Consider the following 22,506-nt stretch of genomic DNA (forward strand, 5'->3'; position numbering starts at 1 on the left):
CGGTCGGTCCTAGGCCATCGCGCGCACGGCGTCCCACGGCGCGGCCTGCTCGAGCTGACGGGCGAGCCGCAGCAGCAGGGCGTCGTCGCCGAGCCGGCCGACCAGCTGGGCGCCGATCGGCAGGCCGTCGGCGGTCCGGTGCAGCGGCACGCTCATCGCCGGGCGGCCGGTGAGGTTGGCCAGCTGGGTGTAGGGCACCCAGCCGAGGTTCTGGTCGATCATCTGCTGGACGATCGGCGTGAACCGCAGCAGCCCGCCGCCCCGCGCGGTCAGCAGCGCCTTCTGCAGGAGCGCCACCGGCGCCGGCAGGTCGAACGCGCCGATCCGCGGCGGGGGAGTGGCGGTGGTGGGGGTGAGCAGCAGGTCGTGCTCGGCGTGGAACGCCGCCAGGCGGCGTACGTGCTCGTGGCGGCCCTCGACGGCGCGGATGAAGTCGGTGGCGGTCGTGGCCCGGCCGAGCGCGGCCATCACGCGGGTGTCGGGCTCGAAGGCGTCCTCGCCGGCGCCGGTGAGCCGGCGGGCCTCGTCGACCGAGACCGCGCAGTGGGCGAACCACGTGGTGAGGAAGTCCTGGGCGAGCTTCGCGTCGTCGACCGGCATCGGCACCTCGGCGACCTCGTGGCCCAGGTCGCCGAGCAGGTCGGCGGCGCGCTGCACCGCGGCGCGCGACTCCGGGTGCGGGTCGGGGTTGATCGAGCTGCGCCAGGCCATGCCGATGCGCAGCCGCCCCGGCGCCTCGTCGAGGCCGGCGGCGAAACCGTCGGCGGGCAGCCCGCCCGGGAGGTACGGCGAGACGTCGCTCGGGCCGGCGAGCACGTCGAGCATCGCGGCGGTGTCGCGCACGCTGCGGGAGACGACGCCGTCGACGCCGGTGCCGCCCAGTGACTCGCCGCGGGCCGGGCCGGAGGGGAGCAGTCCGCGGCTGGCCTTGAGGCCGAAGAGGCCGCACGCGGAGGCGGGGATGCGGATCGACCCGCCGCCGTCGCTGGCGGCCGCGCACGGCACGATCCCGGCGGCCACCGCCGCCGCGCTGCCGCCCGACGAGCCGCCCGGCGTGTGGTCGGTGCCCCACGGGTTGCGGGTGGGGCCGAAGGCGTGCGGCTCGGTGATGCCCTTGGCGCCGAACTCGGGGCTGTTGGTCTTGCCGAAGACCACGAGGCCGGCGTCGAGCCAGCGCTGCACGACCGTGGCCGTCTCGGCGGCCGGGTGTTCCTTCAGCGCGCGGCTGCCCCCGCTCGTCGGCAGGCCGGCGACGTCCTGGCCGAGGTCCTTGAGCAGGAACGGCACGCCCGCGAACGGCCGGCCGCCCTCGGGCTCGGGGCCGGTCGGCGCGGGCAGCGCGCCCGGGTCGACGTCGCGGACGATCGCGTTGAGCCGGGGGTTCACCTCCGCCGCACGGGCGCGGGCCGCGGCCAGCAGCTCCTCGGGGGTGACGTCTCCGGAGCGCACCAGGGCGGCCAGCCCGGTGGCGTCGTGGTCGCGGTAGCTCTGCACGCGCCGAACACTAGCCAGGCGTCCCGGCCGCATCCCCTAGGCTCGACGCCGATCGTCCGACCCTCCCTCCCCGTCCCTCAGGAGCAGCCCCGTGGCATCCATCGAAGCTGTCGGCGCCCGCGAGATCCTCGACTCGCGCGGCAACCCCACGGTCGAGGTCGAGGTGCTCCTCGACGACGGCGCGTTCGCCCGCGCCGCGGTCCCCAGCGGCGCCTCGACCGGTGCCTTCGAGGCGGTCGAGCTGCGCGACGGCGGCGACCGCTACCTCGGCAAGGGCGTCGAGAAGGCCGTCGAGGCCGTCATCCAGACCATCGGCCCCGCCATCGAGGGCCTCGACGCCGACGACCAGCGCGTCGTCGACCAGACCATGCTGGACGCCGACGGCACGCCCAACAAGGCGACGCTCGGCGCCAACGCGATCCTCGGCGTCTCGCTCGCCGTGGCCCGCGCGGCCGCGGACTCCGCGGGCCTCCCGCTCTACCGGTACGTCGGCGGCCCCAACGCCCACCTGCTGCCGGTGCCGATGATGAACATCCTCAACGGCGGCGCGCACGCGGACACCAACGTCGACATCCAGGAGTTCATGATCGCGCCGATCGGCGCGCCGACCTTCCGTGAGGCGCTGCGCACCGGCGCGGAGGTCTACCACGCGCTGAAGTCGGTGCTGAAGAAGCGCGGCCTGGCCACCGGCGTCGGCGACGAGGGCGGCTTCGCCCCGGACCTGGAGTCCAACCGCGCCGCGCTCGACCTCATCGCCGAGGCCGTCGGCGCCGCGGGCCTCACCCTCGGCCGCGACGTGGTGCTCGCGCTCGACGTCGCCGCCTCGGAGTTCTGCACCGACGGGTCCTACACCTTCGAGGGCCAGCAGAAGACCGCCGAGCAGATGACGGCCTACTACGCCGACCTCGTCTCGTCCTACCCGATCGTCTCCATCGAGGACCCGCTCGACGAGGACGACTGGGACGGCTGGAAGGCCATCACCGACCAGCTGGGCTCGAAGACCCAGCTCGTCGGCGACGACCTGTTCGTCACCAACGTCGAGCGGCTCCAGCGCGGCATCAGCGGCGGCCAGGCCAACGCGCTGCTGGTCAAGGTCAACCAGATCGGCTCGCTCACCGAGACCCTCGACTCCGTCGAGCTCGCCCACCGCAACGGCTACCGCTCGATGATGAGCCACCGCTCGGGCGAGACCGAGGACACGACGATCGCCGACCTCGCGGTCGCCACGAACTGCGGCCAGATCAAGACCGGCGCCCCGGCCCGGTCCGAGCGCGTCGCGAAGTACAACCAGCTCCTGCGCATCGAGGACGAGCTCGGCGACGCCGCCCGGTACGCCGGCTCCGGCGCGTTCCCCCGCTACCAGGGCTGATCGTCGGGCAGGCTTGGCCCCATGGCCGACGACCGACGCGACCCCCGCGGGGCACGACGCCCGCGGGGGCGCACCGGACCGGGTCGCGCGACGCCGGGCTCCGGCCGCGCGGCACGTCTCGCGGCCGGCCGGCCCGCCGGCGTACCGCCCCGGCGGCCGCGGCTGACCGGTCGCGCCGCCGTGCTGGTGCTCGTGCTGGCGGTGCTCGCGGTGTCGTACGCCTCCTCGATGCGCGCCTTCCTGCACCAGCGCTCGGAGATCGCCGAGCTCAAGGCGCAGATCGCCGAGCGCCGGGCGGCGATCGACGACCTGGAGCGGGAGAAGAAGCGGTGGCAGGACCCCGCCTTCGTGCAGGCCCAGGCGCGGGCGCGGCTGGGGTACGTCATGCAGGGCGAGACGCCGTTCGTCGTGCTGCGCGACGGCGAGCCGCTCACCACCGGCGCCCGGCTGAGCGACCCCGACGACCTGCCGCAGAAGGCACCGCAGGCATGGTGGGTCGACGCGTGGGAGTCGGTCGAGCTGGCCGGCCACCCGCCCAAGGACGAACCGCCGCCGGCGAGCGAGATCGACGGCACCACCGAGCAGGACGACTGAGCAGGACGACCGAGGAGCGCCAGTGATCGAGCCCCGCGACGAGGCGGCCATCGCCTCGCAGCTGGGACGTGAGCCGCGCGGCATCCACGAGGTCGGGCACCGCTGCCCCTGCGGCAACCCCGACGTCGTGACCACCGAGCCGCGGCTGCCGAACGGGACCCCGTTCCCGACGACGTTCTACCTGACCTGCCCGCGCGCCGCGTCCCGCATCGGCACCCTCGAGGGCTCCGGCCTGATGAAGGAGATGCAGGACCGCCTGGCGACCGACCCCGAGCTGGCGCAGCATTACGCCGCCGCGCACGAGCGCTACCTCGAGGCGCGCGACGCCATCGGCCGCGAGGCGGGGCTCGACGTGCCCGAGATCGCGGGCATCTCCGCCGGCGGCATGCCCGACCGGGTCAAGTGCCTGCACGTCCTCGCCGGCCAGTCGTTGGCCCAGGGCCGCGGCGTCAACCCGCTCGGCGACGAGGTGCTCGACGCCCTCGGCGAGTGGTGGTCCTCGGGCCCGTGCGTGGAGCCGGCAGATGACTGATGGGCCGGTCGCCGCCATCGACTGCGGCACCAACTCCATCCGCCTGCTGGTCTGCGAGACGCCGGCCGAGCCGCTGGTGCGCGAGATGCGCGTCGTGCGGCTGGGGGAGGGCATCGACGCGACCGGCCGGATGTCGGAGGCTGCGCTCGAGCGGACCTTCGCCGCGCTCGACGACTACGCGGCGCTGATCCGCGAGCACGGCGCCACCCGGGTCCGGCTGTGCGCGACGTCGGCGACCCGGGACGCGACGAACGCCGAGGTGTTCACCGCCGGCGTCCGGGAGCGGATCGGCGTGGACCCTGACGTGGTGACCGGCGCCGAGGAGGCCGCGCTGTCCTTCGCCGGCGCGGCGCGCGGGCTGCGCGAGCAGCCGGAGTGGCCGGTGCTCGTCGTCGACCTCGGCGGTGGCTCGACCGAGCTCGTCCTCGGCGGCCCGGACGGCGTCACCGCCGGCCACTCGATGGACGTCGGCTCCGTCCGCCTCCACGAGCGCCACCTGCACTCCGACCCGCCGACCGCGGCCGAGGTCGAGGCGTGCCTGCGCGACGTCGACGCCCACCTCGCCGCGTGCCCGGTCGACCCGGCGGACGCCGCGACGGTCGTCGGTGTCGCGGGGACGATCACCACCGTCGCCGCCGCGGCGCTCGACCTCACGGCGTACGACGCCGGCTCGATCGACCAGCAGGTGCTCCCCGTCGCGGAGGTGCACGCCACGATCGACCGCCTCGTCGCGATGACCGTCGCGGAGCGCCGCGCCCTGCCGTACATGCACCCCGGCCGGGCCGACGTCATCGGCGCCGGCGCGCTCATCCTGCGCCGGGTGCTGGAGCGGGCCGGCGTCGACCGGCTGGTCGTCTCCGAGTCCGACATCCTCGACGGGATCGCCTGGTCGCTGCTCGACTGAGCCGGCCGGGGTCCTCCGGTCCGGGCGCGACAGGAGCCACTCCACGGCCTTCTCCGCCGCTCTTCGGCTGTTGCGATGGCCGCGAAGCGTCAGCATCCCAAGTGAACTTGGGATGCTGACCACCCCTCCGCCACCGTTTCGCCGACCCCCCGACCGGCAACCGGAGCAGGCACGGGCCGCCGACGACCTCGGTGGCCAGCCCGCAACTCCCAAGGAGCATCCCGTGAAGAAGCTCATCCTCCTCGCCGGTATCGGCATCGGTTACGTCCTCGGCTCGGCGGCCGGCCGCGAGCGCTTCGAGCAGATCCGCGCCGGCGCCAAGAAGGTCGCGGAGAACCCCACCGTGCAGTCCGCCGCCGCGAAGGCGACCGAGCAGGCCACCGCCGCGGCCGAGCAGGCCAAGGACAAGGCGACCGAGGCCGCCTCGAACGTCGCCGACAAGGCCCGGCGCGAGGCGTCGATCCAGCCGGCGCCCTGATCATCGATTGAGCACCGACCCCGGCGGGCTGCTGCCGCACCCGGCGACGGGCGAGCTGTTCCCCTCGCCGGTGCCGCCCGGCACCGGCTGGCCGGGGGACCCGGCCGACGCGACGACACCGGTGGCCGCGTCCCCGGCCGCGGTCCGACGCCTCGCGCGCGACGCCGGCCTCCACGACGTGGAGGCCGGCGTCAGCGTGTGCCGGGCCTGCCCGCGGCTGGTGCGCTGGCGCGAGGACGTCGCGCACGCCAAGCGCGCGTCGTTCGCGGGCGAGCCCTACTGGGGCCGGCCGATCCCCGGCTTCGGCGCCGAGCACCCGACGATCCTGGTCGTCGGCCTCGCCCCGGCCGCCAACGGCGCCAACCGCACCGGGCGGGTCTTCACCGGCGACCGCTCCGGCGACTGGCTCTTCGCGAGCCTCCACCGGGTCGGGCTCGCCACCCAGCCGACGAGCGTCCACGCCGACGACGGCCTCGAGCTGGTCGACACCCGGCTGGTCGCCACCGTCCGGTGCGCGCCGCCGCTGAACAAGCCCACGCCGGAGGAGCGCGACACCTGCGCCCCGTGGCTGGACCGCGAGGTCGCGCTCGTCGCGGACTCGGTTCGCGTCGTGGTGGCCCTCGGCTCGTTCGGCTGGGACGCCGCGCTGCGCACCTACCGCCGCGCGGGGCACGTCGTACCCGTCCCCAAGCCGCGGTTCGGCCACGGCGCCGAGGCGCACCTCGCTCGACCGGGCGGGGCGCACGAGGACGGCGTCACGCTGCTCGGCTGCTACCACCCCAGCCAGCAGAACACCTTCACCGGCAAGCTCACCGAGCCCATGCTGGATCGGGTGCTCGGCCGCGCGGCGGCCCTTGCGAGAATGCCCGGGTGAGCAGCCCCGCACCCCTCCACGCCGTCACCGTCCTGGGCCACGACCGCCCGGGCATCATCGCCGAGACCACCGGTCGCCTCGCCGACCTCGGGCTCAACCTCGAGGACTCGACGATGACCCTGCTGCGGGGTCACTTCGCGATGATGCTGCTGTGCGCCGGTGACGCCGAGGCGTCCGCGATCGAGGCGGCCCTCCAGCCGCTCACCGCCGACGGCACGCTCACGGTGACCGTGCGCGACGTGCCGCAGGAGGACGCCGCAGCGCCCGCCGGTACGTCGTGGGTGCTGACCGTCCACGGCGGCGACCGCCCCGGCATCGTGTCCTCGGTCGTCGCGCGCGTCGCCGAGGTCGGCGGCAACATCACCGACCTCACCACCCGCCTGGCCGGCGACCTCTACCTCCTCGTCGCCGAGATCGACCTGCCCGGGGGTGCCGACGTGCCGGCCCTCGAGGCCGCCGTCACCGCCGCTGCGAGCGACCTCGGTGTCGGTGCGACGCTGCGCGCCGTGGAGGCCGACGACCTGTGAGCACCACCTCCACCGCCGTCAACGAGGTCGTCCTCGGCTGGTCGGAGCGGGACCTCGGCGTCGAGGGCCGCGTGCTCGACGTCGTCCGCGCGCCCGACCCGGTGCTGTCGACCCGCGGCGCCGACGTCGACCCGACCGACCCCGCAACCGTGCAGCTGGCCGCCGACCTCGTCGCCACCATGCGGGTCAGCCCCGGCTGCGTGGGCCTGGCCGCCAACCAGGTCGGCGTCTCGGCCCGGGTGTTCTGCGTCGACGTCTCCGAGCACCCCAAGACCCGCGGCCACCACGGCACCTACGTGCTGTGCAACGCCGAGGTCGTCGAGTCCAGCCGCAACGAGAAGGCCCGCGAGGGCTGCATGAGCGTCCCCGACCTCACCGGCGACGTGAAGCGCGCCTCCCGCGTCGTCGTCCGCGGCCAGCTCCCCGGCACCGGCGAGGAGGTCACCCTCCACGCCAGCGCCTTCGAGGCGCGCGCCCTGCAGCACGAGATCGACCACACCGACGGGTTCCTGTTCCTCGACCGGGTCGCCGGGGCGCACGCGATCCACCCGCGCAAGACTTACCTCTGAGCACACCTGCGCGACGCGGCCCCCGTGTCCCAACTGGCAGAGGAAGCCGCCTTAAAAGCGGCGAGGTGCGGGTTCGAGTCCCGCCGGGGGCACCCGTCCGGTGCGGATCGTCGGCGGGTTGACTTCAGGTCGACCTGAAGCGGCACGCTGGTCGGCATGAGCGAGCGCGAGCACACCCACGACCACGACCACTCCCAGGACGAACGGCTGCAGGACCAGGTCGCGCGGCAGGCCGCGGCCGTCGCCGACGGCACCATGTGGACCGCCGGCTTCTGGGACGAGCGGTACGCCGGCACCGGCGCGGTCTGGTCGGGCAACCCCAACCAGCGGCTCGTCGAGCAGGTCGCCGGCCTCGCTCCCGGCACGGCGCTCGACGTCGGCTGCGGCGAGGGCGCCGACGCCGTCTGGCTGGCGCGGCAGGGCTGGCGCACCACCGGGGTCGACGTCTCGCAGGTCGCGCTGGACCGCGCGGCCGGCCACGCCGCGGCGGCCGGCGTCGAGGTCGAGTGGCGACGCGTGGACGTCGTCGCCGGCGAGCCGTTCCCGGCGACGTACGACCTGGTCAGTGCGCACTTCCTGCACCCGCCCGCCGACCTGCTCGGCGACGTCGTACGCCGTCTGGGCGACGCAGTCGCACCCGGCGGCACCCTGCTCCACGTCGCCCACGACCCGCGTGACTCCCACGCCCTGCACCGCGACCCCGAGCTCACCCGGCTGATGCCGACGCTCGAGCAGGTCGTGGGCCTGCTCGACCCGGCCACCTGGGACCTCCAGGTCGCCGAGGTGCAGGCACGCACGCAGCTCCACCAGGGCGAGGAGCGGCTGCTGCACGACACCGTGGTGCGCGCGGTGAAGGTTTCCTGAGAAACCGCCGGCGGCGGGAACGCCTGGCCGCCGCCCGGCGTTGTCCCAGCACAGGCCCCACTAGGGTGGGCCCACCAGATCCACGGCCTCCAAGGAGAGACCATGCAGAGCAACAACCCGGTGTTCCGTCGCTCGGAGGAGTTCAACCGCGGCGGCGCGAACGCCTACGGCAACCAGACGTACGCCGGGAACGGAGCCACCTACCCCGGCTACGGCACCGACCCGTCCGCGTGGGGCACCGGCACGCCCGGCGCGCCCACCACCCCGCAGGCCACCGGCGGCCCGATGACGATCGACTCGGTCGTCCAGAAGACCGCGCTGACCCTCGGCACCGTCATCGTCGCGGCGTTCGCGACCTGGGTGCTCACCCCGGACATCAGCGGCACCGTGTCCCAGGAGGCCATGGCGACGCTGACCGGTGCGGTCATGATCGGTGCCCTCGGCGCCTTCGTGCTGTCGATGGTCAACTCGTTCAAGCGCGTGATCAGCCCGGCCCTGGTGCTGGCGTTCGCGGTGCTCGAGGGCGTCGCGCTCGGCGGTCTCAGCAAGCTGTTCGACGCGCAGTTCGGCGGCGGCATCGTCACCCAGGCCGTCATCGGCACCTTCGCGGCGTTCGCGGGCACGCTCGCGGCGTACAAGTTCTTCAACATCCAGGTCGGCCAGAAGTTCCGCACGTTCGTCGTCGCGGCCGTCTTCGGCATGATCGCGCTGAGCCTGATGGAGATCGTGCTCGGCATGTTCGGCAACGCCATCGGCCTCCACGGCTTCGGCGCCATGGGCCTGCTGTTCTCGGTCGCCGGCCTCGTGCTCGGTGTCTTCATGCTGATCCTCGACTTCGACTTCGTCGAGCAGGGCGTCGCCAACGCGATCCCCGAGCGCGAGTCGTGGCGAGCGGCCTTCGCGATGACCGTGAGCCTGGTCTGGATCTACACCAACCTGCTGCGCCTGCTGGCGATCTTCAGCCAGGACTGATACGGCCCGCAGCACCACGGGTTCCGACCCCCCGCAACGGTCGGCGCCACAAGCGGACGGCCCCGGACCTTCTTCGGTCCGGGGCCGTCCGTGCGTCTCGAGGCGTGCGTCTGCCCGCATGTAACGCGCCGTTCGAGGAACTACCGCGCCGTCGGTTCATCTACCGCGCCGTCGGCCCATCTACCGCACTCTTGGGGCGACTACCGCGCCGTTCGAACGGCGCGGTAGTCGACCGGACAGCGCGTTACAAGCGACCTCGGGCTGCCGCTCAGGCGTCGGCAGGCGCCGGCTGGGCGTCGTCGTCGGCTTCCTCGGGCGCGGTGCCGTCGGTGGAGGGGTGGCGGCGGCGGTGCCGCAGCTCGACCCAGAGGCCGCGGACGCCGCGGCGGTTGCCGGCGACCTCGGTGCCGCCCAGCTCGGTACCCGGCGTGTTGACGGCCTGCAGCGCGGCCGCGGTGATCGGCAGGACGCCCTCGCCGCGGTAGGGCTCGACCTCGACCTCGTCGAGCGCGATCAGGTCCAGCGCGGCCAGCGTGGAGGGCAGCAGGACCGAGGCCAGCGAGCGGTAGCCCTGGGCGGAGGGGTGGAACTGGTCGGGCCCGAAGAGCAGGGCCGGGGCCGCGGCGAACTCCGGGCCGAGGATCGAGGCCAGCGACACGGTGCGGCCACCCTCCTCGACGACCGCGATCGTCTGCCCGGCGGCGAGCCGGCGCGACCAGGCGCGGGCGACCTGCTTGAGCGGGGGAGCGATCGGCTTGATCGTGCCGAGGTCGGGGCAGGTGCCGACCAGCACCTCGACGCCCGCCTCGCGCAGGCGGCGCACGCCCTCGGCCAGGTGGCGCACCGAGTGCGACGGCATGACGGTGTGGGTGACGTCGTTGGCGCCGATGAGGATGACCGCGACGTCGGGCTCGATCGGCAGCGCGCGCGAGATCTGCTCGTCGAGGTCGGATGACTTCGCGCCGACCACGGCGAAGCTGCGGAGGTAGACCCGACGGTCCGCCCGCTCGGCGACGCCGCTCGCGAGCAGCGCGCCGGGGGTCTCCTCGACCCGCTCCACGCCGTAGCCCGCGGCGCTCGAGTCGCCGAGGAGCGCGACCTTCACCGCCGGACCGGGACGACCGCGGCCGTACCACCCCGTCGCGTCCGGCGGCGGCTCCTCTCGCGGGTCGCCGATGGTCTTGCGCGCCAGCTTCGCCTCGACGCGCATGACGCCGTACAGCGCGCCGCCGAGCACCGACAGGCCACCGCCCCCGAAGGCCGCGGCGCCGGCGAGCTTGCGTGCTGCAGCTGCTTTCCCCACGGCCGCACTCTACGGACGACCCGACCGGGGCTCACGCCGGGTTTCGACCGGGCGTGCGCGCCGGGCCTAGCCTGGGCTGGTGCAGTACGTGAACTCGCTCCTGGACCTCATCGGCAACACCCCGCTCTTGCGCCTGCGGCGTTCGCTGGACGACCTGAACGGCGCCGAGGGCCCGCTCGTCCTGGCGAAGGTGGAGTACCTCAACCCCGGCGGGTCGGTGAAGGACCGCATCGCCGAGCGGATGATCGACGCCGCGGAGGCCTCCGGCGAGCTGCAGCCCGGCGGCACGATCGTCGAGCCGACCTCCGGCAACACCGGCGTCGGCCTCGCGATGGTCGCCCAGGAGCGCGGCTACAAGTGCGTCTTCGTGGTGCCCGACAAGGTCAGCGAGGACAAGCGCAACGTGCTGCGGGCGTACGGCGCCGAGGTGGTCGTCTGCCCGACCGCGGTCGACCCCGAGCACCCGGACTCCTACTACAACGTCTCCGACCGGCTCTCCAGCCAGCCGGGCGCGTGGAAGCCGAACCAGTACGCCAACCCCCACAACCCCCGCTCCCACTACGAGACCACGGGCCCGGAGATCTGGGCGCAGACCGAGGGGCGGATCACCCACTTCGTGACCGGCATGGGCACCGGCGGCACGATCAGCGGCGTCGGCCGCTACCTCAAGGAGCAGGCTGCGAAGACCGGGGGCGAGATCCAGGTCGTCGGCGCGGACCCGTCCGGATCGGTCTACTCCGGCGGCTCCGGTCGCCCCTACCTCGTCGAGGGCGTCGGCGAGGACTTCTGGCCCGAGACCTACGACCGCACCGTCGCGGACCGGGTCATCGAGGTCTCCGACGCCGACTCGTTCGCGTTCACCCGCCGCCTGGCCCGCGAGGAGGCGCTGCTCGTCGGCGGCTCGGCCGGCATGGCGGCGTACGCCGCGAAGCAGCTCGCGCAGGAGCTCGCCGCCGAGGGCCGCACCGACGCGGTCATCGTCGTGCTGCTGCCCGACTCCGGCCGCGGCTACCTCGGCAAGATCTTCAACGACCAGTGGCTCTCGCAGTACGGCTTCGGCGGCGAGCAGGCCGCCCAGACCGTCGGCGAGGTGCTGCGCGGCAAGGACGGCCGCCTGCCCGACCTGGTCCACACCCACCCCGGCGAGACGCTGGCCGAGGCGGTCCAGATCCTCCAGGAGTACGGCGTGTCCCAGATGCCCGTGGTCCGTGCGGAGCCGCCGCTGGTCGCCGCCGAGGTCGCGGGGTCCGTCTCCACCCGCACGCTCCTCGACGCGCTCTTCGCCGGCCACGCCAAGCTGACCGACCCCGTCGAGCAGCACATGTCGCCCGCGCTGCCGACGATCGGCGCCAACGCCGACGCCCACGACGCGGTCGCGCTGCTGGGGAGCGCGGACGCGCTGCTCGTCCAGGAGGAGGGCAAGCCGGTCGGCGTCGTCACCCGGCAGGACCTGCTGAGCTTCCTCGCCGGCGCCTGACGGGGATCGGGACACGGCGCTGGGACGCGGCGCTGGGACACGGCGCTGGCCGGCCGACCGACCGGGGCTAGGATCAGAACACGTTCTAGTTTCGGAGGCCGGATGTCAGCGACCGCCACACCCGCGATCGACGGGTGGTTCACCACCGGGCCGGAGCCGGCCCTCGTCGGCTCCCGGTGCACGGCATGCACCACCGTCTACTTCCCGCCGACGAGCGGCTTCTGCCGCAACCCGGCCTGCTCGGGCGAGGAGTTCGAGCGGGTCGAGCTGTCGCGGCGGGGGACCGTGTGGTCCTACACCGACGCGCAGTACCAGCCGCCGGCGCCGTACGTCCCCGCCGCCGACCCCTACGTCCCCTTCGCGCTCGCAGCCGTCGAGCTTCCCGAGGGCCTGACGGTGCTCGGCCAGGTCGCCGCGGGCTACGGCGTCGCCGACCTCCGGGTGGGCGCCGAGGCGGAGCTGGTCGTCGAGACGCTCTACACCGACGAGTCCGGCGAGCGCTCGATCTGGCGCTGGAAGCCGGTAGCTGAGCTGGGCGAGGAGGCCGACCAGTGAGCGCGCGCGAGGTGGCCGTCCTCGGCGTCGGCATGCACCCGTGGGGCAAGTGGGGCAAGCCGTTCGTGGAGTACGGCGTGCACGCCGCCCGCGCCGCGCTCGCCGACGCCGGCGTTGCCTGGACCGACGTCGACCTGGTGGTCGGCGGGGAGACGGTCCGCAACGGCTACGGCGGGTACGTCGCCGGTGCGACCTTCGCCCAGGCGCTCGGCTGGAACGGCGCCCGCGTCGCCACGTCGTACGCCGCCTGCGCCACCGGCGCCCAGGCGCTCGACACCGCGCGGGCCCGGATCCTGGCCGGCCTGTCCGAGGTGGCGCTCGTCGTCGGCGCGGACACCACGCCGAAGGGCTTCCTCGCCCCGAACGCCGGCGAGCGCTGGGACGACCCGGACTGGCTGCGGTTCCGCCTGCTCGGGATGACCAACCCGGCCTACTTCGCGCTCTACGCCCGCCGGCGGATGGACCTCTTCGGCGCGACCAGCGAGGACTTCGCCCAGGTCAAGGTGAAGAACGCCAAGCACGGCCTGGCCAACCCCTACGCGCGCTACCGCAAGGAGGTCGCGGTCGCCGACGTCCTGGGCTCCGCGGTCGTCTCCGACCCGCTGCACCTGCTCGACATCTGCGCCACCTCCGACGGCGCGGCCGCGGTGCTCGTGACCAGCACGGAGTACGCCGCCCGGCACGGGCTGCGCAACGGCGGCGGCGACATGGTCAAGATCGCCGGGATCTCGACGGTCACCCCGACCTTCCCGAACACGGTCATGGACATGCCGAACCTCTCCACCGACTCATCCCTCGCCGTCGGTGAGCCGGAGCGCACGTTCAAGGCATCCATCGGCCACGCGGCGTACGAGGAGGCCGGCGTGAGCCCGGCCGACGTCGACGTGGCGGAGGTCTACGACCTGTCGACCGCGTTGGAGCTGGACTGGATCGAGGACCTCGCCCTCTGCGGTCCCGGCGAGGCCGAGAAGCTGCTGCGTGCCGGCGACACGACCATCGGCGGCCGGATCCCGGTCAACCCGTCCGGTGGCCTGGCCTGCTTCGGCGAGGCCGTCCCCGCCCAGGCGCTGGCCCAGGTCTGCGAGCTCACCTGGCAGCTGCGCGGCCAGGCCGAGGGCCGGCAGGTCGAGGGCGCCCGCGTCGGCATCACCGCCAACCAGGGCCTCTTCGGCCACGGCTCCTCGGTCGTCCTCACCCGCTGAGGCGCAGGCTACCGCCGAAGTACTGGTCGAAGTCCGTCCCGCGCTGCAGTGCTGCGCGGCAGCGCCGCCGCCGGACCCGACTTCTCCCAGTACTTCGGTGATCCACGGACGTCACCCTCAGCTGTCGGCGGAGTCCCCCATGTCGCCGTCGACGTAGACCCAGCGGCCGCCGCGCTGCTCGAAGCGGGAGCGCTCGGACTGCTCGCAGGGGCCGGTGGGGGTGTCGTAGGACGCGACGAACTCGACCCAGTCCTCGCCGGAGTCGAGCACCCGCAGGCCGGTCCAGGTCCGGGTGGCGTCGAGCTCGAGGTCGTGGGGGCGGGTGCGGGGGTGCCAGGTGCGCCAGAGGTACGCCGTGTCCCCGACGGCGAAGGCGGCGTACCGCGAGCGCATCAGCTCCTCGGCCGTCTCCGCGTGGCCCGCCCCGCGGTGGAAGCGGCCGCAGCAGGCGTCGTACGCCTCGCCGGAGCCGCAGGGACACGAGGGGCGCAGCGGCGGCACGGTCACGCGGCCGACCGTAACGCGGACGCGGTCGCGAGGGTTGGCGTGCTGAGTAGCGTGAGCACGTGACTTCCGCTCCTGCGATCTCCACCGTCGGCGAGCTCCGCGCGGCCGGCCACGTCAGCAAGCCGGTGCGGGTCGAGATCCGCGACAACCTGCTCGCCGCGCTCCGCGAGGGGCGCGACCCGTGGCCGGGGCTGCACGGGTTCGAGGACACCGTCGTGCCGCAGCTGGAGCGAGCACTGATCGCCGGTCACGACGTCGTCCTGCTCGGTGAGCGCGGCCAGGGCAAGACCCGGCTGCTGCGCACGATGGTCGGCCTGCTCGACGAGTGGACGCCGGTCATCGCGGGCTCCGAGCTCGGCGAGCACCCCTTCGAGCCGATCACCCACGTCTCCCGCCGCCGCGCCGCCGAGCTGGGCGACGAGCTGCCGGTGGAGTGGCGCCACCGCGACGAGCGGTACGCCGAGAAGCTGGCCACCCCCGACACGAGCGTCGCGGACCTCATCGGCGACGTCGACCCGATGAAGGTCGCGGAGGGCCGCAGCCTGGGCGACCCGGAGACCATCCACTTCGGGCTGATCCCGCGCAGCCACCGCGGGATCGTCGCCATCAACGAGCTGCCCGACCTCGCCGAGCGGATCCAGGTGGCGATGCTCAACGTGATGGAGGAGCGGGACATCCAGATCCGCGGCTACGTGCTGCGGCTGCCGCTGGACGTGCTCGTCGTCGCCAGCGCCAACCCCGAGGACTACACCAACCGCGGCCGGATCATCACCCCGCTCAAGGACCGCTTCGGCGCGGAGATCCGCACGCACTACCCGACCGCGCTCGAGGACGAGGTCGCGGTGATCCGCCAGGAGGCCGACCTCGTCGCGGACGTGCCGGACCATCTGGTCGAGATCCTCGCGCGGTTCACCCGCAACCTGCGCGAGTCGACCGCGGTCGACCAGCGCTCGGGCGTCTCGGCGCGGTTCGCGATCGCCGGCGCGGAGACCATCGCCGCGGCCGCCATCCACCGCGCGACCAGCCGGGGCGAGGACGAGGCGGTCGCCCGGGTCGTCGACCTCGAGACGGCCGTCGAGGTGCTCGGCGGCAAGGTCGAGTTCGAGTCGGGCGAGGAGGGCCGCGAGGCGGAGGTCCTCACCCACCTGCTGCGCACCGCCACCGCCGAGACGGTCCGGACGCACCTGCGGGGGCTCGACATGAGCCTGCTCGTCGACGCGATCGAGGCCGGCGCGATGGTCACCACCGGCGAGCGGGTCACCGCCCGCGACTTCCTCAGCGGCCTCCCGGTGCTGGGCGAGTCGGAGCTGTACGACGACATCTGCGACCGGCTCGGCGCCACGAACGACGGCCAGCGCGCCGGCGCGATCGAGCTGGCCCTCGAGGGGCTCTACCTGGCCCGCAAGGTCGGCAAGGACACCGACGGGGCCGAGACGGTCTACGGCTGATGAAGGACCGCACGCGGTTCCGCCGCTACGAGGGGGGCGACCCGCTCGCCCCGCCGGTCGACCTGGCCGAGGCGCTGGACGCCATCGGCGAGGACGTCATGGCCGGCTACTCCCCGGAGCGGGCCATGCAGGAGTTCCTGCGCCGCGGCGGCCAGGACCAGCGCGGGCTCGACGACCTGGCGCGACGGGTGGCCGAGCGGCGGCGGGAGCTGCTGCAGCGGCACAACCTCGACGGGACGCTCCAGGAGGTCCGCGAGCTGCTCGACCGGGCGGTGCTGGAGGAGCGCAAGCAGCTGGCCCGCGACGCGATGATGGACGACGCTGACCGGGCGTTCCGCGAGATGCAGCTGGAGAACCTCTCGCCCAGCCCGGCCGCGGCGGTGAGCGAGCTGTCGTCGTACGACTGGCAGAGCCGGCAGGCGCGCGAGGACTTCGAGAAGATCAAGGACCTGCTCGGGCGGGAGATGCTCGACCAGCGGTTCGCCGGGATGAAGCAGGCGCTGGAGAGCGCGACCGACGAGGACCGCGCGCGCGTCAACGAGATGCTCCAGGACCTGAACCGGCTGCTCGAGGACCACCGCCGCGGCGAGGACACCGACGAGCAGTTCGCGGAGTTCATGGACAAGCACGGGGACTTCTTCCCCGAGCGTCCCTCGAACGTCGACGAGCTGCTCGACTCCCTCGCGCAGCGCGCGGCCGCGGCCCAGCGGATGCGCAACTCGATGACCCAGGAGCAGCGCGACGAGCTCGACGCGCTCGCTTCCCAGGCCTTCGGCAGCCCCGAGCTGATGCAGTCGCTGGACCAGCTCGACGGCAACCTCCAGGCGCTGCGCCCGGGGGAGGACTGGGGCGGCTCGGAGCGGATGGACGGCCAGGAGGGTCTCGGCCTCGGCGACGGCACCGGCGTCTTCCAGGACCTCGCCGACCTCGACCAGCTCTCCGAGCAGCTCTCGCAGTCCTACGGCGGCGCCCGGATGGACGACCTCGACCTCGACGCGCTCTCGCGCCAGCTCGGCGACCAGGCGGCCGTGGACGCCCGGACCCTCCAGCAGCTGGAGAAGGCGCTGCGCGACTCCGGGACGCTCAAGCGGGACTCCTCGGGGCAGCTCAGGCTGACGCCGAAGGCGATGCGCCAGCTCGGCAAGGCGCTCCTGCGCGACGTCGCCCAGAGGCTCTCCGGCCGCCAGGGCCAGCGCGACATGGACAAGGCGGGCGCCGCCGGTGAACGCTCCGGAGCCACCCGGGAGTGGGCGTTCGGCGACACCGAGCCGTGGGACGTCACCCGCACCGTGCTCAACGGCGTCCTCCGCCGCGCCGGCGACCCGACCGGTCCGCTGGTGGAGATCGGCGACGTCGAGGTGCAGGAGACCGAGGCGCGCACGCAGGCGGCCGTCGCGCTGCTCGTCGACACGTCGTTCTCGATGGCGATGGACGGCCGCTGGGTGCCGATGAAGCGCACCGCGCTCGCGCTGCACACACTCATCCGCTCGCGCTTCCGCGGCGACCACCTGCAGCTGATCGGCTTCGGCCGGCACGCCGAGGTGATGGAGATCGAGCAGCTCACCGCGCTCGACGCGATGTGGGACAAGGGCACCAACCTCCACCACGCGCTGCTGCTCGCCAACCGCCACTTCCGCAAGCACCCCAACGCCCAGCCGGTCCTGCTGATCGTCACCGACGGCGAGCCGACCTCCCACCTGGAGCCCGACGGCGAGGTGTGGTTCAGCTACCCGCCGCACCCGCTGACCGTGGCGTACGCCGTCCGCGAGCTCGACAACGCCCGCCGGCTCGGCGCGCAGACGACGTTCTTCCGGCTCGGCGAGGACCCGGGGCTGGCGCGCTTCATCGACTCGATGGCGCGACGGGTCGACGGCCGCGTGGTCGCGCCGGAGCTGGACGACCTGGGCGCCGCCGTCGTCGGCTCCTACCTCGGCTCGCGACGCGGTTCGGGCGGCGCCGGCGGTGCCGGCGGTGCCGGCGGGGGCGACCTCGGCGGGTGGTTCGGCAGCCGGGGGTTCTGGGTCGGCTGACCGGTCCTGCGGAGGTCAACGGCGGTAGGTGAGCACGACCTTGTCGTAACGGGGCCGGCACGCGTGACCGCGCCGGTTGACCAGCGCGACGTGGCCGCCCGCGCTCGCGGCGGTGATCTCGCTGGAGCCGCAGTCGTTGTCGTAGCCGGGCGCCTCGATGACGCGCTTCGGCCTCGACGTCCGGCGGCCGTCCCACGTCTGGGCGAGCACATGGTGGTCCATCCACGTGTCGACCAGGGACAGGAGCACGACCCGGTCGTGGGCCACCGCGACCACCCGGTCGTACCCGGGGAGGAGTGCCGGCCCCAGTCGCAGCCACGGTCCGGGCTCCCGCGGGACGACCCCACCGCGGACGGCGGCGCGGCGGCCGCCGCCGGTGCGGAAGGCCGCGAGGACCCGACCGTCGGGCAGGGCGGTCAGGTCCAGCTCACGACCCGCTAGGAGGAGCCCGGTGAGGCCGCGGACCCGGGACACGGTGCCGGTCGGGGCGACGTGGAGCGTCCGCAGCCGGCGCTCCGGTCGTGGTCCCTCCCACCAAGCCACCACGACGGTGCCGTCGGTGCGGACGGCGAGGTCGGCGGGCACCTCGGAGACACCGACCGGGATCGTGGCGGTGACCGTGCCACCGGCCACGCGACGGACCGTGACGGCCCCTGCGCGGTCGCGGTCGAGCAGCCAGAAGGAGCCGTCCGGTGACGGCTCGAGCACGGTGTCCCGCTCGATGGGCACGACCGGGCCCACCACGCCGTTGTCGGCGAGCACGCGCATCCAGGTGTCGTCCCCCGACCGGGCGCGCACGGCGACGTCGCCGGTCGGCGAGGCGACCAGGTCGGTCGGCGAGGCGCTCTCCTCGACGGCGACCGGCTCGCTGACAACGCCGCCCGGGCTCACCCGGTGGACCAGGAGAGGACCGTCGCGCAGGGCGGGGTACGACCCGCGGCGGACCGAGTAGGCGACCGTGGCGGTGCCGTGGGTGTCGAGCGTGACGGATGCCCGCGTCGACCCCCCACCGACGACCGGCACCCGCACGACGCGGGTCAGTGCTCCTCGGGGCGTGCGCCGGCGGAGGCACACGGAGTTCTCGCAGGACCAGGAGATGACAGTGACACCGCGCGGGTTCATCGCGAGATCGGTCGGGTAGACGTCGCGGCCCACCACCTGCGGTGGGGTCCAGACCGGGCGCGACGTCGGCTGTGCCGGTGCCGGGACGACGCCCACCAGGCTGAGCCCCAGCCCGCCGACGACCGCTCCGAGCAGCGCGCGGGCCCTCATCGCCGCACCGTGACCCACAGGGTGGCGAAGGCGTCGCGGCCGCGGTGGGAGTGGACCATCTCGCGATGGTTGACCAGCACGACCGGTCCGCCGGCGGAGGCGGCGGAGAGCTCGGTGAGGCCGAGCTCCTTGCGGTAGCGCGGGTCGACGAGGACGAACCGGCGCTGCGTCGCCTCGCCCCGCCCGTTCCACGTCCGCACCGCGACGCGGTGGGGGCGGTCGGAGACCTGCAGGAGCACGAGCCGGTTGCGCGCGGTGTGGACGCCCACGTGCTTGCTGCTGATCCGACGGAAGGTGAAGGGGGCGTCCGCGGCGACTGGCAGGACGCCGGCCCGCAGGCCCTGGTTGCGGGCCCAGGTGACCAGGACGCGACCGTCGCCGAGCGTGTGCAGCCGGAGGTCGCGGAGCCGCTCCTGGTCGGTCGCGAGCACGGTCGGCTCACCGAGGCCGGCCGTCGGCGTCCAGCGGCGGGTGAGGAGGTCGTCGCCGGACGGCGTGCGCTGCCACCAGAGGAAGGCGAGCGTGCCGTCGGCGAGGAACGCCGCGTCGGCGTACCCGGTCCGTCGCTCGGTCGGCGCCACGGAGTCGCCGACGACGCCGTCGACGACCGGCCGCAGCCACAGGCGCTCGTCGGTCCGGCCCAGGAGCATGAACGACCCGTCCGGCGACGCGACGACCCGCTCGGGAAGGTCCGGCAGCGAGCCGGACGGGCCGAGGCTGCCGTCGGGTCGCAGCACGCGGACCCGGTGCTCGTCGCCGACCGCCCACACGACCAGGACGTCCCCGGTCGGGCCGGCCTCGGCGAGCACCCGGCCGGCCTCGTCCTCGTCGATGACGACCTCGTCGCGGAGGTCGCCGGCGGCGGTCATCCGGTACGCCGTGAACGGGCCGCCGGCGGCGTACCCCGACGCCAGCACGGTGATGTTCCCGAGGTCGTCGACCACCGGCTGACGCGCCCAGTGGTAGCGGCTGTCGTCGTCGGTGCGCAGCAGCGGGCCGAGCCGGCCGTCGGGCGTCCGCACCCGCACGCACAGCCCGTCGCAGTCCCAGCTGATGACCGCGAGCCCGTGCCGGTTCACCGCGACCCGCGGCTCCACGAACCCGAACCCGGTCTGCATGTCGTCCACGACCACCTGCGGCCGGGTCCAGCCGGGTGCCGCGTCGGCGGGCGCGGCCAGCGCGACGGCGGCCGTCGAGGCGGCGAGGAGGCCGGCGAGACCGGCGCGCAGACGCTTCACCGCGTGACCCTAACCCGGTCCCAGTTCGCGCACGGGCGGGTCGAGGTGGCGCCCACGCCGGCGCAGCGCGGCGCCTCGGGCGGCGGCTCGAGCTCGTCGGTGCGCACGTCGCGCACGAGCAGGTGCCGCGCGAGCGTCCAGCGCGCGAGCGTGGCGCAGTCGCACGCTCCGACGCGCTTCTCCAGGCCGGTCGCGGTGGGCGACCGCAGCTCGCGGAACAGGTCCACCCACCGCAGCGTGTGGTCGCAGCCCTCGTCGGCGACCTGGCGGGCGGTGAAGCACAGGAGGCACTCGGCACGCACGCCGCGATCCTGGCTCCGACCACCGACGGTGCGGGCACCCGGGCGGGACAGACCGGGGGAGTCCTGCACATATCGGGGCAGATCTACCCCGATATGTGCAGGGGTCACCGGTTAACCGGTGACCCCTGCAGCACGCCCTACCCGTGCAGGTACGCCGCCAGCTCCTCGATCCCGTCGACGAGCCGGGTGCCGGGGCGGGCCCAGGAGGCGTTGGCGTCGACGGCCAGCACGCGCGCCCCGGGCGGCACCAGCCCCTGCGCGAGGAGCGCGTCGGCCTGCGCCTGCGCGCCGTCGCGGTCGAAGCCGCAGGGCGCGACCACGTACACCTCGGGCTCAGCGGCGTGCACGGTCTCCCAGGTGACCCGCGTCGACGGGGCGCCGGCCGTGCCGAGGACGCACTCACCGCCGGCGGCGTGGACCATCTCGGGGATCCAGTGCCCGGGGGCGTAGGGCGGGTCGGCCCACTCGAGCACCGCGACCCGCGGGCGGGGCCGCCCGGCGACGCGGGTGCGGACGGCCTCGAGCCGGTCACGGGTCGACGCGACGAGCGCCTCGGCGGCGGCGGTCCGGCCGGTCGCGGCACCGAGCCGCAGCACGGCGTCGTCGACCTCGGCCAGCGTGTGCGGGTCGAGGGTCAGCACGTCGGCCGTGCAGCCGAGGTGGGCCAGCGCGTCGTCGACCACCGAGACGTCGACGGCGCAGACCGCGCAGAGGTCCTGGGTGACGACGAGGTCGGCGTCGAGGCCGGCCAGCGCGCCGGCGTCGAGGCGGTAGAGGTCCTCGCCGGCGGCGACCGCGGAGGCGACGTACGCGTCGATCTCGGGCGGGGTGAGCCCCTCGGGCATCGCCGAGGTCGACACGATCGTGCGGCTGCGGGCCTCGGCGGGGTGGTCGCACTCGAAGGTCACGCCGACGACGTCGTCACCGGCGCCGATCGCGAAGAGCACCTCGGTGTGGGCCGGCAGGAGGGAGACGATGCGCATCCGCGCCAGACTAGGTCCGAGGTCGACGTCACACCCGATTGCGGGGTGACGGCTACCACAGGGTAACTTTCCGCCTCGAGGGTTCGAGGGAGAGGTACGGAGACAATCGTGCGTGTGATCGTGGGACGAGTTCTGCTGGGGCTGGGTGCCTTCCTGCTGGTGGCCGGGATCCTGGGCGTCGCCTGGGCGCCGGGCTCGGTGAAGAAGACGCCGGTCGAGGTGGACCAGAAGACCGACCTGGCCGGCACCGCGCTGCGTCTGGACACCTCGACCGGGGAGACCCGTGAGCTCGAGGTGAAGTACACGAGCATCACGAAGTCCGACACCGAGGCCTCGGACGACGACACCGTCTACTTCAAGCAGGCGACCTGCCTGGTCGAGGTCGACGGGGAGACCCCCGACTGCGTCGACGAGAACGACGACCGGCTGATCTCGGCCGGCGAGGCGACCTTCGCGACCGACCGCGAGACCGCGATGGCCGTCGACGGCTCGAAGCTGCCCGACGACGTCGAGCCCTACGAGGGCCTGGTCAACAAGTGGCCCTTCGACGCGGAGAAGAAGGACTACGAGGTCTACGACAACGTCATCGCCGAGCCGGTGACCGCGCGCTACGAGACCACCGACGAGATCGACGGCCTCGAGGTCTACGTCTACGTCACCGAGACCGTCGACGCGCCGATCGACCTCGGCAGCGACATCGACGGTCTCTACAGCGACCGCAAGGAGTACTCGGTCGACCCGCGGACCGGCGCGATCATCAAGCAGGTCGTCGACCAGCAGCGCTCGCTCGCCGACGGCACCCAGGTGCTCGACCTCCAGGTGGAGTACACCGACGAGGAGGTCGCGGACAACGTGGCCGACGCCGAGGACAACATCGCGAGCCTCGACCTGCTGACCAAGACGGTCCCGCTGGTCGGCTTCATCGGTGGCGCCCTGTGCGTCCTCGGTGGCATCGCGCTGATCCTCACCGGTCGCCGCACCCGCACCGCCAAGCCCGCCCACAGCAGCTGAC

At 73.9% G+C, this 22,506-nt stretch carries 23 protein-coding genes and 1 tRNA gene; 17 read left to right on the top strand and 7 right to left on the bottom strand.

Translation table 11 applies throughout. The annotated features are described in order from the left end of the window. Nucleotides 1–9: 9 nt before the first annotated feature. The gene (locus H7344_RS08350) at nt 10–1,494 is read right to left on the bottom strand and encodes an amidase (RefSeq protein ID WP_229706914.1); all 1,485 of its coding nucleotides are present in this window, start codon (nt 1,492–1,494) and stop codon (nt 10–12) included. 91 nt (nt 1,495–1,585) lie between these two features. Between H7344_RS08350 and eno the strand changes: the two genes are divergently transcribed. From eno to H7344_RS08405, 11 genes are all read left to right on the top strand, one after another. Then, complete coding sequence (gene eno, locus H7344_RS08355; protein WP_186345572.1) at nt 1,586–2,863, top strand: phosphopyruvate hydratase; 1,278 nt, start codon at nt 1,586–1,588, stop codon at nt 2,861–2,863. Between the two features lie 21 nt (nt 2,864–2,884). Continuing rightward, nucleotides 2,885–3,457, top strand: coding sequence for an FtsB family cell division protein (locus H7344_RS08360; protein ID WP_186345573.1), 573 nt, complete (start codon nt 2,885–2,887; stop codon nt 3,455–3,457). Between the two features lie 22 nt (nt 3,458–3,479). After that, nucleotides 3,480–3,989 carry a DUF501 domain-containing protein gene (locus H7344_RS08365; RefSeq protein WP_186345574.1) on the top strand — a complete coding sequence of 170 codons (510 nt, stop codon included), beginning with the start codon at nt 3,480–3,482 and terminating at the stop codon, nt 3,987–3,989. Then, the gene (locus H7344_RS08370; RefSeq protein ID WP_186345575.1) at nt 3,982–4,893 is read left to right on the top strand and encodes a Ppx/GppA phosphatase family protein; all 912 of its coding nucleotides are present in this window, start codon (nt 3,982–3,984) and stop codon (nt 4,891–4,893) included. Before H7344_RS08365 ends, H7344_RS08370 begins: the two co-directional genes overlap by 8 nt. Before the next feature lie 223 nt (nt 4,894–5,116). Beyond that, nucleotides 5,117–5,371: a hypothetical protein gene (locus H7344_RS08375; protein ID WP_186345576.1), complete on the top strand. Its 255-nt coding sequence runs from the start codon at nt 5,117–5,119 to the stop codon at nt 5,369–5,371. A gap of 7 nt (nt 5,372–5,378) precedes the next feature. Beyond that, nucleotides 5,379–6,245, top strand: coding sequence for a uracil-DNA glycosylase (locus H7344_RS08380; protein ID WP_308423320.1), 867 nt, complete (start codon nt 5,379–5,381; stop codon nt 6,243–6,245). Further along, nucleotides 6,242–6,772 (top strand): glycine cleavage system protein R, encoded by a 531-nt coding sequence (locus H7344_RS08385; RefSeq protein WP_186345577.1) that lies wholly within the window; start codon nt 6,242–6,244, stop codon nt 6,770–6,772. The genes H7344_RS08380 and H7344_RS08385 overlap by 4 nt, the downstream gene beginning before the upstream one ends. Further along, a complete protein-coding gene (gene def, locus H7344_RS08390; protein WP_186345578.1) occupies nt 6,769–7,341 on the top strand; it encodes a peptide deformylase in 573 nt (190 codons plus the stop codon). The genes H7344_RS08385 and def overlap by 4 nt, the downstream gene beginning before the upstream one ends. A gap of 18 nt (nt 7,342–7,359) precedes the next feature. After that, nucleotides 7,360–7,433, top strand: a tRNA-Leu gene (locus H7344_RS08395). A 64-nt stretch (nt 7,434–7,497) separates the two neighbouring features. Further along, a complete protein-coding gene (locus tag H7344_RS20215; protein ID WP_222130428.1) occupies nt 7,498–8,205 on the top strand; it encodes a class I SAM-dependent methyltransferase in 708 nt (235 codons plus the stop codon). A gap of 102 nt (nt 8,206–8,307) precedes the next feature. Continuing rightward, complete coding sequence (locus H7344_RS08405) at nt 8,308–9,177, top strand: Bax inhibitor-1/YccA family protein (protein WP_186345579.1); 870 nt, start codon at nt 8,308–8,310, stop codon at nt 9,175–9,177. A 268-nt stretch (nt 9,178–9,445) separates the two neighbouring features. On the opposite strand, the gene H7344_RS08410 is transcribed toward H7344_RS08405, so the two are convergent. Next, the gene (locus H7344_RS08410) at nt 9,446–10,480 is read right to left on the bottom strand and encodes an SGNH/GDSL hydrolase family protein (protein ID WP_186345580.1); all 1,035 of its coding nucleotides are present in this window, start codon (nt 10,478–10,480) and stop codon (nt 9,446–9,448) included. A 79-nt stretch (nt 10,481–10,559) separates the two neighbouring features. Between H7344_RS08410 and H7344_RS08415 the strand changes: the two genes are divergently transcribed. The 3 genes from H7344_RS08415 (at nt 10,560) to H7344_RS08425 (ending at nt 13,714) form a co-directional block, all read left to right on the top strand. After that, entirely contained in the window at nt 10,560–11,957 is a 1,398-nt protein-coding gene (locus H7344_RS08415) for a cystathionine beta-synthase (protein ID WP_186345581.1), read from the top strand. 102 nt (nt 11,958–12,059) lie between these two features. Next, nucleotides 12,060–12,512, top strand: coding sequence for a Zn-ribbon domain-containing OB-fold protein (locus H7344_RS08420; protein ID WP_186345582.1), 453 nt, complete (start codon nt 12,060–12,062; stop codon nt 12,510–12,512). Then, nucleotides 12,509–13,714 (top strand): lipid-transfer protein, encoded by a 1,206-nt coding sequence (locus H7344_RS08425; RefSeq protein ID WP_186345583.1) that lies wholly within the window; start codon nt 12,509–12,511, stop codon nt 13,712–13,714. The genes H7344_RS08420 and H7344_RS08425 overlap by 4 nt, the downstream gene beginning before the upstream one ends. A 117-nt stretch (nt 13,715–13,831) precedes the next feature. Here H7344_RS08425 and H7344_RS08430 read toward each other — a convergent pair whose 3' ends face one another. After that, nucleotides 13,832–14,221, bottom strand: a complete 390-nt coding sequence (locus tag H7344_RS08430) for a YchJ family protein (protein WP_229706913.1) — start codon at nt 14,219–14,221, stop codon at nt 13,832–13,834. Between the two features lie 59 nt (nt 14,222–14,280). On the opposite strand from H7344_RS08430, the gene H7344_RS08435 reads away from it, so the two are divergent. Both H7344_RS08435 and H7344_RS08440 read left to right on the top strand, forming a co-directional pair. Further along, the gene (locus H7344_RS08435) at nt 14,281–15,669 is read left to right on the top strand and encodes a magnesium chelatase (RefSeq protein WP_186345584.1); all 1,389 of its coding nucleotides are present in this window, start codon (nt 14,281–14,283) and stop codon (nt 15,667–15,669) included. After that, nucleotides 15,669–17,699 carry a vWA domain-containing protein gene (locus tag H7344_RS08440; RefSeq protein WP_186345585.1) on the top strand — a complete coding sequence of 677 codons (2,031 nt, stop codon included), beginning with the start codon at nt 15,669–15,671 and terminating at the stop codon, nt 17,697–17,699. Before H7344_RS08435 ends, H7344_RS08440 begins: the two co-directional genes overlap by 1 nt. A 15-nt stretch (nt 17,700–17,714) precedes the next feature. Here the strand turns inward: H7344_RS08440 and H7344_RS08445 are convergent, their stop codons facing one another. The 4 genes from H7344_RS08445 to H7344_RS08460 form a co-directional block, all read right to left on the bottom strand. Beyond that, entirely contained in the window at nt 17,715–18,971 is a 1,257-nt protein-coding gene (locus H7344_RS08445) for a hypothetical protein (protein ID WP_186345586.1), read from the bottom strand. After that, on the bottom strand, nt 18,968–20,209 hold the full coding sequence (locus H7344_RS08450) for a hypothetical protein (RefSeq protein ID WP_186345587.1): 1,242 nt from the start codon (nt 20,207–20,209) through the stop codon (nt 18,968–18,970). The genes H7344_RS08445 and H7344_RS08450 overlap by 4 nt, the downstream gene beginning before the upstream one ends. Further along, on the bottom strand, nt 20,206–20,511 hold the full coding sequence (locus H7344_RS08455) for a DUF2695 domain-containing protein (RefSeq protein ID WP_229706912.1): 306 nt from the start codon (nt 20,509–20,511) through the stop codon (nt 20,206–20,208). Before H7344_RS08455 ends, H7344_RS08450 begins: the two co-directional genes overlap by 4 nt. Nucleotides 20,512–20,648: 137 nt before the next feature. Then, nucleotides 20,649–21,494 (bottom strand): ABC transporter substrate-binding protein, encoded by an 846-nt coding sequence (locus H7344_RS08460; protein WP_186345589.1) that lies wholly within the window; start codon nt 21,492–21,494, stop codon nt 20,649–20,651. 108 nt (nt 21,495–21,602) lie between these two features. On the opposite strand from H7344_RS08460, the gene H7344_RS08465 reads away from it, so the two are divergent. Further along, entirely contained in the window at nt 21,603–22,505 is a 903-nt protein-coding gene (locus tag H7344_RS08465) for a DUF3068 domain-containing protein (RefSeq protein WP_186345590.1), read from the top strand. The last annotated feature ends 1 nt before the right edge of the window (nt 22,506 follow it).

This window comes from Nocardioides deserti, from assembly GCF_014266025.1.
Lineage (GTDB): Bacteria > Actinomycetota > Actinomycetes > Propionibacteriales > Nocardioidaceae > Nocardioides > Nocardioides deserti.